Here is a 13,386-nt window from a genome sequence, read left to right on the forward strand (position 1 = left end):
GATTCGGCATGAATGGTAAAGCGCGGGCCGGCATTCTGGTGCTGGCCGGATTTCTGACCCTTTCCCCTATGGTTTCCGCCCGGGCGGCGGACTATACCGATCTGGACGAAAGCCACTGGGCCTATGAGCAGATGACCCGGGCGGTGGATTTGGGCATTCTCCAGGGCATCGGCGGCAATCAGCTGGCCCCCTCCCTCACCATGACCTGGGGCCAGTTCCTGGCTATGACCACTCGCGCCTTTGTCCCCGACCTGTACCAGCAGGCCCAGGAACAGGGCCTGGCCTGGGACACGGCGGGCTACGCCGCCGCGGCCATGGCGGGCATTCTGCGGACAGAGGACGGACTGAGCGTCACCCCGGAGACCCTGAGCGGGGGCATCACCCGGGAGGACGCGGCGGTACTCCTCTACCGGGCCCTGCCGGAGAACATCCAGGCCCAATATGCCGGTATTCTCAGCGCTAATCTGACCTTTACCGACTCCGGCGAGATGGACGCCATCCATCAGGTGGCGGTGTACGCCCTGTCCGACCTGGGCATCTCCACCGGCAAGCCGGACGGCTCCTTCGGCCGGCTCGATCCCATCCAGCGCTGTGACGGCACGGTGCTGCTGATGCGCACCCTGGACGCAGCGGAGGAGACCGCCACGGTGCCGGAAGTCCCGGAAGAGCCGGAGGAACCGGAGGAGCCTGAGATCACCGAGCCCGGCGGCGGGGACTACTGGACGGATGAGGACTGGCTCACCATGCTGGGCGAAAATCCGGCCAAGCACCAGCTGCTCTTCGGCGACACCGCCAAGCGCCGCTTTGACAGTCTGGAGGAGGCCCAGGCCAACATGGTCACCGTCACGGTGACCATCTGGCGGCTGTCCAACGGCGTGAAGTCTCCCTCCACCGCCACCCTCCAGGTCCACACCGCCCTGGCCGACGACATCGTGGCCATCTTTACTGAGATCTATAATGACCCGGAGCAGTTCCCCATGAACGCTCTGGGCTGCTTCCGCTACGTGGAGGGCACCACCGGCGAGCACAACTGCGGCACCGCCATCGACATCAACTCCAACGAGAACTACCAGATCCGGGACGGCCAGATCATGGCGGGTACCTGCTGGGAGCCGGGGACCAACCCCTACTCCATTGCCCCGGACAGCTCGGTGGTGCGCATCTTTGAGGCCCACGGCTGGAGTTGGGGCGGCGACGCCTGGGCCTGGGACAGCGATGATTCCGAGGGCTATCACGACTACATGCACTTCTCCTACATGGGCGGCTGACGTTCCGACTGCCAGGCCGGTATTTTGTCTCCGTCTCCACGGGATGGTCCGGAACACTTGTAATTTTCAGGCGGATAAGATATAATACTGGGGCTAATACGCCGAAAGAGGGTAACTGACCGATGAAATTAGGTATCGTGGGTCTGCCCAACGTGGGCAAATCGACCCTTTTCAACGCCATCACCAACGCCGGCGCCGAGAGCGCCAACTACCCCTTCTGCACCATTGACCCCAATGTGGGCGTGGTGGCGGTGCCCGACGCCCGCCTGGATGCTCTGACCGAGATGTATCACCCCAAGAAGACCACCCCCGCCGTGGTGGAGTTCGTGGACATCGCCGGTCTGGTCAAGGGCGCCAGCCAGGGCCAGGGCCTGGGCAACAAGTTCCTGGCCAACATCCGGGAATGCGACGCCATCGTCCATGTGGTGCGCTGCTTTGACGACGAGAACATCATGCACGTCGTAGCCGACACCAGCACCAACGTGCCGGTGGACCCCGCCGGGGACATCGGTGTCATCGACATCGAGCTCATCATGGCCGACGTGGAGATGGTGGAGCGCCGCATCGACAAGGCCCAGAAGGCCGCCAAGGGCGACAAGAAGTACCTCCGGGAGGTGGAGGTGTTCACCGCTCTGAAGGATTGGCTCAACGACGGCAACTCTGCCCGCTCTTTTGAGTGCGACGAGGACGACGCCGCCATCATTGCCACCGCCGAGCTGCTCTCCCTGAAGCCCATCATCTACGCTGCCAACCTAGACGAGGACGGCTTTGCCGACTGCCACAGCAACGCCTACTACAAGATCGTGGAGGATCTGGCCGCCAAGGAGGGCGCTCAGGTGATTCCCGTGTGCGCCAAGCTGGAAGCCGAGATCGCCGAGCTGGACGCCGACGAAAAGAAGATGTTCCTGGACGATCTGGGCATCGCCGAGTCCGGCCTGGACCGGCTCATCAAGGCCAGCTACGCCCTGCTGGGCCTCATCTCCTTCCTCACCTCCGGCGAGGACGAGTGCCGTGCCTGGACCATCAAGAAGGGCACCAAGGCTCCCCAGGCCGCCGGTAAGATCCACACCGACTTCGAGCGCGGCTTCATCCGCGCCGAGGTGGTCAACTTCGACGACCTGATGGCCTGCGGCTCCATGAACGGCGCCAAGGAAAAGGGCCTGGTCCGTTCCGAGGGCAAGGAATACGTCATGAAGGACGGCGATATCGTCCTGTTCCGCTTCAACGTGTAATTGATGCAAAAAATAGCCCCCAGAGCTGCAAAGCGGCTCTGGGGGCTGTTTTTTATTCCTCAGATATTCCAAATAAAAAGACCCCCGGGCTGTTGCCCGGGGGTCTTGGTGGTTCTAATTACTTGTACAGCTCCACCAGACGGGTCAGGTGCTCCCAACGCTCCTTGGCAGCCTCTTCGTTCTGAGCGAAGAGCTCCTTGGCGCGATCGGGGAAGGCACGGGTCAGGGAGGAGTAACGAGCCTCGTTCATCAGGAACTCCTGATAGCCGCCAGCGGGGGCCTTGGAGTCCAGGGTGAAGGGGTTCTTGCCCTCGGCCTTGAGAGCGGGGTTGTACCGGAACAGGTTCCAGTAGCCGCAGTCAACAGCCTTCTTCATCTCCTGCTGGCAGTTGGCCATGCCGCCCTTGATGCTGTGCATCTCACAGGGAGCGTAGCCGATGACCAGGGAAGGACCATGATAGGCCTCGGCCTCGGTGATGGCCTTCAGAGTCTGGTTGGGGTTGGCGCCCATGGCGATCTGAGCCACGTAGACGTAGCCATACTGCATGGCGATCTCAGCCAGGCTCTTCTTGGGCTGGGTCTTACCGGCAGCGGCGAACTGAGCCACCTGGCCGATGTTGGAGGACTTGGAAGCCTGTCCGCCGGTGTTGGAGTACACCTCGGTGTCGAACACGAAGATGTTGACGTCCTCACCGGAAGCGATGACGTGATCCAGGCCGCCGTAACCGATGTCGTAGGCCCAGCCGTCGCCGCCGAAGATCCAGACGGACTTCTTGTTCAGGTACTCCTTCTCCTTCAGGATCTCGCGGACCAGCTTGCAGGCCTCGCAGTCGCAGCCCTCGCCCTGAGCCTTGTGGCCCTCCATGGCGGCGATGTAAGCCTTGGCGGCCTCGCCGTTGGCGGCGCCGTCCTCCATGGTGTCCAGCCACTTCTGAGCGGCAGCAGCGATGGTCTCGTCGACATAGTCGATGGCGATCAGCTGGCGGGTCATGTCAGCCAGGCGGTCACGGATGGCCTTCTGGCCCAGGTACAGGCCCAGACCGTGCTCAGCGTTATCCTCGAACAGGGAGTTGGCCCAAGCGGGACCCTTGCCCTCCTTGTTGACGGTGTAGGGAGAGGTAGCAGCGGGGCCGCCCCAGATGGAGGAACAACCGGTAGCGTTGGAGACGAACATCCGGTCGCCGCACACCTGAGTGATCAGGCGGGCATAGGCGGTCTCAGCACAGCCGGCGCAGGAGCCGGAGAACTCAAGCAGAGGCTGCTTGAACTGGCTGCCCTTGACAGTGGCGATATCCTCCACGTCGGCCTTGGGGGCAACCTTGGCCACCATGTAGTCGAAGACTTCCTGCTCGGCAGCCTGGGACTCCTGGGGCTTCATGGTCAGAGCCTTCACGGGGCAGGTGCTCACGCAGACGGTGCAGCCCATGCAGTCCAGGGGGCTGACAGCCAGGGCGAACTTGTAAACGCCCTTGCCCTTGCCGGCCTTGATGTCCACGATCTTCGCCTGAGCGGGGGCGTTCTTGGCCTCCTCCTCGGAGAGAGCGAAGGGACGGATGGTGGCGTGGGGGCAGACGTAGGAGCACTGGTTACACTGGATACACTTGGAGGCATCCCACTCGGGCACGGACACGGCCACGCCGCGCTTCTCGTAGGCGGAAGCGCCCTGGCAGAAGGTGCCGTCCTCGTGGCCGTTGACAAAGGCGGAAACAGGCAGGCTGTCGCCGTCCATGCGGCCCACGGGCTCCATGATGTCCTTCACCATCTTCACGGTGTCGGCATTGCCCTCCAGGTGCTCCTCAACGGGCTTGTCCTCAGCGGTAGCCCAGGAAGCGGGCACCTCGAACTTGTGGAAGGCGGTGGCGCCGGCGTCGATGGCCTTGTGGTTCATGTCAACCACGTCCTGGCCCTTCTTCAGGTAGGAGTGGGTGGCAGCGTCCTTCATGTACTGGATGGCCTCAGCCTCGGGCATAACCTTAGCCAGCTTGAAGAAAGCGGACTGCAGGATGGTGTTGGTACGCTTGCCCATGCCGATCTCGATGGCCAGGTCGATGGCGTTGATGGTGTAGACCTGGATGTTGTGCTCGGCAATGTAGCGCTTGGCCACGGCGGGCATGTGGTGATCCAGCTCCTCATCGCTCCACTGGCAGTTGATCAGGAACACGCCGCCGTCCTTGACGTCGCGGACCATGGGGAAGCCCTTGACGATGTAAGCGGGCACGTGGCAGGCCACGAAGTCGGCCTTGTTGATGTAGTAGGGAGCGCGGATGGGCTGATCGCCGAAGCGCAGGTGGCTGATGGTCACGCCGCCGGTCTTCTTGGAGTCATACTGGAAGTACGCCTGAACGTACTTGTCGGTATGGTCGCCGATGATCTTGATGGAGTTCTTGTTGGCGCCAACGGTACCGTCGCCGCCCAGGCCCCAGAACTTGCACTCGATGGTGCCGGGAGCAGCGGTGTTGGGAGCGGGCTTCTCCTCCAGGGAGGTGAAGGTCACGTCGTCCACGATGCCCACGGTGAACTGGCGCTTGGGGTTCTCGCGGGTCAGCTCCTCATACACGGCAAACACGTTGCTGGGAGGAGTATCCTTGGAGCCCAGGCCGTAGCGGCCGCCGATGATGGTAGCCTGACGGCCAGCGTTGGCAAAGGCGGTGACAACGTCCAGGTACAGAGGATCGCCCAGAGCGCCGGGCTCCTTGGTGCGGTCCAGAACAGCGATCTTGGTGGCGGTGGCAGGAATGGCCTCCAGCAGCTTGTCGGCGCGGAAAGGACGATACAGGCGGACCTTCACCAGGCCGACCTTCTCGCCGTGCGCGTTCAGGTAGTCGATGACTTCCTCGGCCACGTCGCAGATGGAACCCATGGCGATGATGACGCGGTCAGCGTCGGGAGCGCCATAGTAGTTGAACAGCTGATAGTTAGTGCCCAGCTTCTCGTTGACCTTGCCCATGTACTCCTCGACGATGCCGGGGATGGCGTCGTAGTACTTGTTGGCGGCCTCGCGGTGCTGGAAGAAGATGTCGCCGTTCTCATGAGAACCGCGCATCACAGGACGCTCGGGGTTCAGGGCGCGCTTGCGGAAGGCTTCCACAGCGTCCATGTCCACCATGTCCTTCAGGTCATCGTAGTCCCAGATGGCGATCTTCTGGATCTCGTGGGAGGTACGGAAACCATCGAAGAAGTTGATGAAGGGAACGCGGCCCTTGATGGCGGCCAGGTGGGCAACGGCGCCCAGGTCCATGACCTCCTGAGGATTGGACTCACACAGCATGGCAAAGCCGGTCTGACGGCAGGCCATGACGTCGGAGTGATCACCGAAGATGTTCAGAGCGTGGGTAGCCACGGTACGAGCGGACACGTGGAACACGGTGGGCATCAGCTCGCCGGCCAGCTTGTACATGTTGGGGATCATGAGCAGCAGGCCCTGAGAGGCGGTGTAGGTGGTGGTCAGAGCACCGGCGGCCAGGGAGCCGTGAACGGTACCGGCAGCACCGGCCTCAGACTGCATCTCCACCACGTTGACGGTGGTACCGAAGATGTTCTTGCGGCCCTGAGCAGCCCACTGGTCCACGTTATCAGCCATGGGGCTGGACGGGGTGATGGGGTAGATGCCGGCGACCTCGGTAAAGGCGTAGGACACGTGGGCGGCTGCGGTGTTGCCGTCCATGGATTTCAGCTTTCTCGCCATGAAAACGATTCCTCCTTATTCATTGTTCCAGGGCAATGGGAATCGGTCCCCGCCTCGCCTTGAGACCGGGCCGGATTCCCATTACCCTGGCTTTTTCCCCGCTTACCAGAAAGAAACTTTCTTGGAGCGCCTTCATTGTAACACCATCCAAACCGTTTGTAAATCAAATCTTACTTATCTGTGAAAATTTTCTTCCTATTTTAAAATCCCTAGGATTTCGCCCGGTTTTTTCCGCTTTTCCCCGCAAAAAATACGCAACTCGGTGTATCTGCTGAACCCGTTGTACTAGACTGTACGTTCTATTTAAACTCCCTATTTTTTACCATTTTCCATCTCTTTTTCCCCCGCTCGCGCCGCCCCGTCTTGGCGAAAATTTCCGGCCGTGGTATAATGCCGGTAAACACATGGGAAGACGGTGATGCTATGCTCTGCGAAGTGCGTTCTCTGGGTCTGACCGGCATCTCGGGCTACGAGGTGCGGGCGGAGTGCGACCTGTCCAGCGGCCTGCCCGCCTTTGAGATCGTGGGCCTGCCCGACGCGGCGGTGAAGGAGGCCCGGGACCGGGTGCGTGCCGCCATCAAAAACTGCGGCTTCTCCTTCCCGGTCTCCCGTATCACGGTCAACCTGGCCCCGGCGGACCGGAAGAAGGGGGGCACGGTGTACGACCTGCCCATTCTGGTGGGTATCCTGGCGGCGGGGGAACAGCTCCGCCTGCCCGCCTCCCCCTGTGCCTTTGTGGGGGAGCTGTCCCTGTCGGGGCAGCTGCGGCCCATTCCCGGCATGCTGCCCATGGCCCTGGCCGCCCGCAAGGCCGGCATCAAAGAACTCTATGTCCCCGCCCCCTCCGCCGCTGAGGCCACCCTGGCCGGGGAACTAAAGGTCTATCCGGTGGAGAGCGTCTCTCAGCTGGTGGCCCACCTGCGGGGGGAGACCCCCATCCTCCCCGCCGACCCCTGGACTCCCGGCACCGACGTGGAGGCGGAGCTGGACTTCGCCGACGTGAAGGGCCAGGAGAACGGCAAGCGGGCCCTGGAGATCGCCGCCGCCGGCGGCCACAATCTGGCCATGGTGGGCCCGCCGGGGTCGGGCAAATCCATGTTGGCCCGCCGCCTGCCCTCCATCCTGCCCGACATGACCCGGCGGGAGGCCCTGGGAGCCACCGCCGTCCACTCGGTGATGGGACTCACCGACGCCCAGCACCCCCTGCTCCTCCACCGGCCCTTCCGGGCCCCTCACCATTCCATCTCGGCCACCGGCATGGCGGGAGGCGGCTCTCCCTTGCCCCGGCCGGGAGAGATCTCCCTGGCCCACAACGGGGTGCTCTTCCTGGATGAGCTGCCCGAGTTCCACAAGGACGTGCTGGAGACCCTGCGCCAGCCCCTGGAGGAGGGCCAGGTGGTCATCAGCCGGGCGGCGGGCAGCGGCCGTTTTCCCGCCCAATTCATGCTGGTGTGCGCCATGAACCCCTGCAAGTGCGGCTGGTATGGCTACTCGGACCGGTGCCGCTGCACCCACCAGGCGGTGGAGAAGTACCTGGGCAAGCTGTCCGGGCCCCTGCTGGACCGCATCGACCTGTACGTGGAGGTGCCGCCCCTGGACTTCGACCAGCTGTCCCGGCGGCCCGACGCGGAACCCTCCGCTGTCATCAAAGCCCGGGTCAACACCGCCCGGGCCATCCAGACCGCCCGCTTCGGGCCGGATGGCCCCGACTGCAACGCCCACATGGGCCAGCAGGAGCTGGCCCGGTTCTGCCGGCTGGACGAGGCGGGCACCGCCCTCATCAAGGGGGCCTTTGACCGAATGGGCCTCACCGCCCGCAGCTATGACCGCATCCTCCGGGTGGCCCGCACCATCGCCGACCTGGATGGAGCGGAGGAGATTGGGGTGGAGCATCTGGCGGAGGCCATCCAGTACCGGGAGAGCGCCCTGCTCCGGCGGTAATAAGGCAGATATCTGACGTTCTAAAAGATAAGGCCCCCTGACCGATCCTGGTCAGGGGGTCTCTTTCAATAGTTCATCATAGCTGGTTTGCAGTACATCCCGGATGGCTTTCAACTGCGTGGCTGAGATATGCTGAATTCCCCGCTCGATCTTAACCAGCGCTTCCCGGGTCATGTCCACGCCCTCCAGCTGCAGCTTGTTTGCCAGTTCCGTCTGTCCCAGCTTTTTCTCCAGACGCAGCCGCCGGATGTTTCTGCCGATCTGGATCTGGTCCTGTTTGATCTTTTGCTCCTCCAAGCCCTCACCTCCGGACTGATTTGAGTCCTTTTTCTTTATTCTATGAATTTGAGGTGATATAATAGGACCAGTTTCGGTCCACTTGCGTATAAGGAGGATAATTTTATGGATTTGGCTATCCAGCTTTTGTCGAAGCTTTTGGAGCGGCAGCAGATTCGTGTCACTTTCCCGGATTTAACCCTGACCGCTCAAGAGATGGTGGAAGCATCCAGCTACCAGGCACTGTGTCAAATCAGAGAAATTCTGCGCGATGACAGTCTGAGCGACCCGGAATGCTTTGAAAAGATCGAACGTATCGTCTGTCTGTTTGAGCAGATTGGCTCCAACTGCGGCAGCAGACACGATTTTGGATAGAATTCCATCAATATAAGTCCCATTTTTCTGGACATTCCACCGGGATTTCGCTATAATGGCTTTCGATTACCGAATGAACGACTGAAAGAGGAATTACCATGAACGAGATCATTCTGCTGAAGCTGGGGGAGCTGGTCCTGAAGGGCCTGAACCGCCGCACCTTTGAGGATAAGCTGATCGCCAACGCCAAGCGCCGTCTGAAGCATCACGGTGATTTTAAGGTGTACTGCAAGCAGTCCACCATGTATGTGGAGCCTAAGAACGACGACTGCGACCTGGATGGAGCCTGGGAGGCCATGACCAAGCTATTCGGCGTGGTGGGCCTGAGCCGGGCCCGTGCCTGTGAGAAGGACGCCGACGCCATGCTCCAGACCGCCATTGAGTACCTGGGGGACAAGCTGGCCGCCGCCAAGACCTTCAAGGTGGAGTCCAAGCGGGCCGACAAGACATTCCCCATGACCTCCATCCAGCTGTCCCAGTATGTGGGCGGCGAGCTGGACGAGAAGTACCCCAACCTGAAGGTGGACGTGCACCATCCGGAGCTCACTGTCTATCTTGAAGTACGGGACTACGCCGCCTATGTTCACGCCGACCCCGAGCCGGGCGCCGGCGGACTGCCGGTGGGTGTGGGCGGCCGCGCGGTGAGCCTGCTGTCCGGCGGCATCGACTCCCCGGTGGCCTCCTGGATGATCGCCAAGCGGGGCATCGCCCTGGAAATGGTCCACTTCTTCTCCTACCCCTACACCTCCGAGGAGGCCAAGCAGAAGGTGCTGGACCTGGCCAAGCTGCTCACCCCCTGGTGCGGACGGCTCACCGTCCATGTGGTGCCCTTCACCGCCATCCAGGAGGAGTTAAGGCGCAAGTGCCCCGAGGAGCTGTTCACCGTCCTTATGCGCCGGTTCATGATGCGCATCGCCGAGGCGGTGGCCGCCCGGTGCGGCGCCGGCGCCATTGTCACCGGCGAGTGCCTGGGCCAGGTGGCCAGCCAGACCATGGAGGCCATGCGGGCCACCACCGCCGTGTGCTCCCTGCCCATCCTGCGCCCCGTGGTGGGCATGGATAAGGAGGAGATCGTGCGCATTGCCCGCAAGATCAATACCTTTGAAACCTCCATCCTGCCCTACGAGGACTGCTGTACTGTGTTCACCCCCCGCCATCCCCGTCTCCGCCCGGTGCTGGGCGAGCTGGAGCACGCCGAGGAGGCCCTGGACGTGGAGGGCCTGGTGAAGGCTGCCGTGGACGGCATCGAAAGAATCCAGGTATAAATGTTGTAGGGGCCGGGCAGCTGACCGGCCCCTACTCTCTTTTCAATCCAACAAAGGAAGTGCTTCCCCATGTCTCATACCGCGGAACTCATCGCCGTGGGCACCGAGCTGCTGCTGGGCAATATCGCTAACACCGATGCCCAGATGCTGTCCCAGGGGCTGAGCGCCCTGGGCATCAACGTCTACTACCACACAGTGGTGGGGGACAATCCGGACCGGCTGCGCGCCGCTGTGGAGCTGGCCCGCACCCGGGCGGATATCATTATCACCACCGGCGGCCTGGGCCCCACCTGCGACGATCTGACCAAAAATGTGCTGGCCGACTGCTTTGGCCGAAAGCTGGTGTTCCACCAGCCCTCCGCCCAGCGGATCGAGGCCTATTTCCAGCGCATCCACCCCAACCGCCCCATGACGGACAACAACTACCAGCAGGCCATGCTGCCCGAGGGCTGCACCGTGCTGGACAACGACTGGGGCACCGCCCCCGGCGTGGCCTTTGAACAGGACGGCGTCCGGGTCATTATGCTCCCCGGCCCGCCCCGGGAGTGCAAGGCTATGTTCACCCACCGGGTGATCCCCTACCTGAAGGAGCTGGCCGACGGTGTCATCGCCTCCCGCACCCTGAAGCTCTTCGGCATCGGCGAGTCCTCCATGGAGGCCCAGCTGCGGGAGAAGATGAACGCCATGACCAATCCCACCCTGGCTCCCTACGCCAAGGAGGGGGAGTGTGAGCTGCGGGTCACCGCCAAGGCCGCCGACGAGGCGGCCGCCCACGCCCTGATGGACCCGGTGGTGGAAGACCTGAAAGCCCACTTCGGGCCCCTGGTCTACGGGGTGGATATCCCCTCCCTGGAGGCGGCGGTCTTTGCCCTACTGAAGGAGAAGGGGCTCACTCTGGGCACCGCCGAGAGCTGCACCGGCGGACTGGTGGCCAAGCGGATGACCGACCTGGCCGGGGTGTCCTCCGTGTTCCGGGGCGGCGTGGTGAGCTACGCCACCGAGGTGAAGCACACGGTGCTGGGCGTGGACCAGGACCTGCTGGACCAGTACGGCGCGGTCAGCGAACCGGTGGCCCGGGCCATGGCCGAGGGGGCCCGCAAGGTGCTGGGCTGCGACCTGGCCATCTCCACCACCGGCGTGGCAGGGCCCGACCCCGATGAGCGGGGCAATCCGGTGGGGCTGGTATTTATCGGTCTGGCCACCCCCGACGGCACCTGGGTGCGTCAGGTGAACCTGTCCATGGGCCGGGAACGCATCCGCCACATCGCCGCCAGCCACGGCTTTGATCTGGCCCGGCGCTATCTCTCCGGTCTTGAGATCAAATAAATAAAACACGGTGTATTTTCCAAATTGGAAAATACACCGTGTTTTTCTTTTGGAATCGGATCAGTCCTGTTTCTTCTTCTCCAGAGATACGGTCTCCTGCTCCTCCTCCACCTGCTGATAGGCGGCGGGGGGCTGGACGGCGGCGGGGTCGGTAAAGACCAGCGCAAAGGTGTCGGCGTCCATATTCTCATAGTGGAGCAGGTAGTCGGCCACAAAGTCCAGCTCCTTCCGGCGGGCGGAGAGGATCTCCACACAGCGGTTGTAGGCGCCGTCGATGAGGCCCTTGACCTCCTCATCAATGAGGGCGGCCACCTCTTCGGAGTAGTTCTTGGTCTGGGCCATGGAGCGGCCGATGAATACCTCGCCGTGGCCGGAGTCGAAGACCACGTTGCCCACCTTGTCGCTCATGCCGTAGCGGGTAACCATGTTGCGGGCGATGGCGCTGGCCTTCTGCAGGTCGTTGCCCGCGCCGGTGGAGATGTCGCCCAGGGCCAGCTGCTCGGCGGCACGGCCGCCCAGGCAGACGGCGATGCGCTCGGTGAGCTGCCGCTTGGACTGGAAGGTCACATCCTCCTGAGGCAGGGAGATGGTCATGCCGCCCGCCATGCCGCGGGGAATGATGGTGATCTGATGGACCGGGTCCTGGGTCTCCAGGTCGTGGATGACGATGGCGTGGCCCGCCTCATGGTAGGCGGTGAGCTTGCGCTCCCGCTCGATGACCACCCGGCTCTTCTTCTCCGGGCCGGCGATGACCTTGATCACCGCCTCGTTCAGGTCTTCCATGCGGATAAAGTGCTGCTTCTTCCGGGCGGCCAGCAGGGCGGCCTCGTTCATCAGGTTCTCCAGGTCGGCGCCAGTGAAGCCGCCGGTGCCCTTGGCCAGCTCCGCCAGGGAGACGTTGTCGCCCAGGGGCTTGTTGCGGGCGTGGACCTTCAGGATGGCCTCACGGCCCTTGATGTCGGGGTAGCCCACGTACACCTGCCGGTCGAACCGGCCGGGGCGCAGCAGGGCGGGGTCCAGGATATCCTGCCGGTTGGTGGCCGCCATGACCACCACGCCCTCGTTGTTGCCGAAGCCGTCCATCTCCACCAGCAGCTGGTTGAGAGTCTGCTCCCGCTCGTCGTGACCGCCGCCCAGGCCCGCGCCTCTCTGGCGGCCCACGGCGTCGATCTCGTCGATGAAGACGATGGCGGGAGCGTTCTTCTTGGCCTGGTCAAACAGGTCGCGGACACGGCTGGCGCCTACGCCCACGTACAGCTCCACAAAGTCGGAGCCCGAGATGGACAGGAAGTGGACGCCGGCCTCTCCGGCCACCGCCTTGGCCAGCAGGGTCTTACCGGTACCGGGAGGGCCCACCAGCAACACGCCCTTGGGGATGCGGGCGCCCAGATCCAGGAACCGGCGGGGGTCCTTGAGGAACTCCACGATCTCCCGCAGCTCCCCCTTCTCCTCCTCAGCGCCGGCCACATCGTCAAAGGTGACCTTCTTCTGCTCGTCGGCGCCGGTGCGGGTACGGGCCCGGCCGAAGCGGGCGGTGCGGTCGGCGGCTCCGCCGCCCCCACCCCCGCCGGTCTGGCGGAGGAACATGAAGTACCACAGCAGGCCGAAGACCACCAGCACGGCGATCCAGGGCACAAAGCTCATCCAGAACGGGGGCTCGAATCCGGCGGGGTAGTCATAGTCGGTGATGATCCCCTGCCGCATCTGCTCCACGATCAGGTCGTTGAAGTCATCGTAAAACCACTGGGGGTTGCCCACCTGATAGGTGACGGTGTTTTTGCCGCCCACCGCCTCCTTGAGCTTCAGGGTGACCGTCTTGTGGTCCACCTCCACCTGGGTCACCTGCTGTTCCTCCAGCAGGCGGCGCACCTGGCCGTAGGTGACCTGGTCCCCGGCGTTCATGCCCCCCCGGAGCACAAAGATGGAGACAATGAGTAAGATGGCAATGAGTACATAAAAGCCTACGTCACGCAGGCTTCCGTTGCGTTTCAATGGACAGACACGTCCTTTCCGGGCAG

The 13,386-nt window shown here is 62.9% G+C and carries 9 protein-coding genes; 6 read left to right on the forward strand and 3 right to left on the reverse strand.

All coding sequences use genetic code 11. The features are described 5' to 3' along the window. Window positions 1-8 precede the first annotated feature (8 nt). Window positions 9-1,268, forward strand: coding sequence for an S-layer homology domain-containing protein (locus J9789_RS08880; protein WP_209344529.1), 1,260 nt, complete (start codon window positions 9-11; stop codon window positions 1,266-1,268). Between the two features lie 122 nt (window positions 1,269-1,390). Next, window positions 1,391-2,500, forward strand: a complete 1,110-nt coding sequence (gene ychF, locus J9789_RS08885) for a redox-regulated ATPase YchF (RefSeq protein ID WP_087390738.1) — start codon at window positions 1,391-1,393, stop codon at window positions 2,498-2,500. A 118-nt stretch (window positions 2,501-2,618) separates the two neighbouring features. On the opposite strand, the gene nifJ is transcribed toward ychF, so the two are convergent. After that, entirely contained in the window at window positions 2,619-6,185 is a 3,567-nt protein-coding gene (nifJ, locus tag J9789_RS08890; RefSeq protein WP_209344531.1) for a pyruvate:ferredoxin (flavodoxin) oxidoreductase, read from the reverse strand. 423 nt (window positions 6,186-6,608) lie between these two features. Here nifJ and J9789_RS08895 point away from each other — a divergent pair, with 423 nt between their 5' ends. Next, window positions 6,609-8,126 carry a YifB family Mg chelatase-like AAA ATPase gene (locus tag J9789_RS08895; protein ID WP_209344533.1) on the forward strand — a complete coding sequence of 506 codons (1,518 nt, stop codon included), beginning with the start codon at window positions 6,609-6,611 and terminating at the stop codon, window positions 8,124-8,126. Between the two features lie 51 nt (window positions 8,127-8,177). Here J9789_RS08895 and J9789_RS08900 read toward each other — a convergent pair whose 3' ends face one another. Further along, window positions 8,178-8,423, reverse strand: coding sequence for a helix-turn-helix transcriptional regulator (locus J9789_RS08900; RefSeq protein ID WP_087336950.1), 246 nt, complete (start codon window positions 8,421-8,423; stop codon window positions 8,178-8,180). Window positions 8,424-8,528: 105 nt separating this feature from the next. Between J9789_RS08900 and J9789_RS08905 the strand changes: the two genes are divergently transcribed. The 3 genes from J9789_RS08905 (at window position 8,529) to J9789_RS08915 (ending at window position 11,368) form a co-directional block, all read left to right on the forward strand. Further along, window positions 8,529-8,777 carry a hypothetical protein gene (locus J9789_RS08905; RefSeq protein ID WP_209344536.1) on the forward strand — a complete coding sequence of 83 codons (249 nt, stop codon included), beginning with the start codon at window positions 8,529-8,531 and terminating at the stop codon, window positions 8,775-8,777. 98 nt (window positions 8,778-8,875) lie between these two features. After that, a complete protein-coding gene (gene thiI / locus J9789_RS08910; protein WP_209344538.1) occupies window positions 8,876-10,042 on the forward strand; it encodes a tRNA uracil 4-sulfurtransferase ThiI in 1,167 nt (388 codons plus the stop codon). A 69-nt stretch (window positions 10,043-10,111) separates the two neighbouring features. Continuing rightward, entirely contained in the window at window positions 10,112-11,368 is a 1,257-nt protein-coding gene (locus J9789_RS08915; protein ID WP_209344539.1) for a competence/damage-inducible protein A, read from the forward strand. 60 nt (window positions 11,369-11,428) lie between these two features. On the opposite strand, the gene ftsH is transcribed toward J9789_RS08915, so the two are convergent. Beyond that, window positions 11,429-13,360 (reverse strand): ATP-dependent zinc metalloprotease FtsH, encoded by a 1,932-nt coding sequence (ftsH, locus tag J9789_RS08920; protein ID WP_209344541.1) that lies wholly within the window; start codon window positions 13,358-13,360, stop codon window positions 11,429-11,431. Window positions 13,361-13,386 lie beyond the last annotated feature (26 nt).

This window comes from Flavonifractor sp. AGMB03687 (genome assembly GCF_017811815.1).
In the GTDB taxonomy this organism is placed as follows: Bacteria; Bacillota; Clostridia; order Oscillospirales; family Oscillospiraceae; genus Flavonifractor.

Coding starts and splice junctions, on each gene's coding strand:
- J9789_RS08880 (WP_209344529.1), top strand. CDS start 9: ATGAATGGTAAAGCGCGGGCCGGCATTCTGGTGCTGGCCGGATTTCTG.
- ychF (WP_087390738.1), top strand. CDS start 1,391: ATGAAATTAGGTATCGTGGGTCTGCCCAACGTGGGCAAATCGACCCTT.
- nifJ (WP_209344531.1), bottom strand. CDS start 6,185: ATGGCGAGAAAGCTGAAATCCATGGACGGCAACACCGCAGCCGCCCAC.
- J9789_RS08895 (WP_209344533.1), top strand. CDS start 6,609: ATGCTCTGCGAAGTGCGTTCTCTGGGTCTGACCGGCATCTCGGGCTAC.
- J9789_RS08905 (WP_209344536.1), top strand. CDS start 8,529: ATGGATTTGGCTATCCAGCTTTTGTCGAAGCTTTTGGAGCGGCAGCAG.
- thiI (WP_209344538.1), top strand. CDS start 8,876: ATGAACGAGATCATTCTGCTGAAGCTGGGGGAGCTGGTCCTGAAGGGC.
- J9789_RS08915 (WP_209344539.1), top strand. CDS start 10,112: ATGTCTCATACCGCGGAACTCATCGCCGTGGGCACCGAGCTGCTGCTG.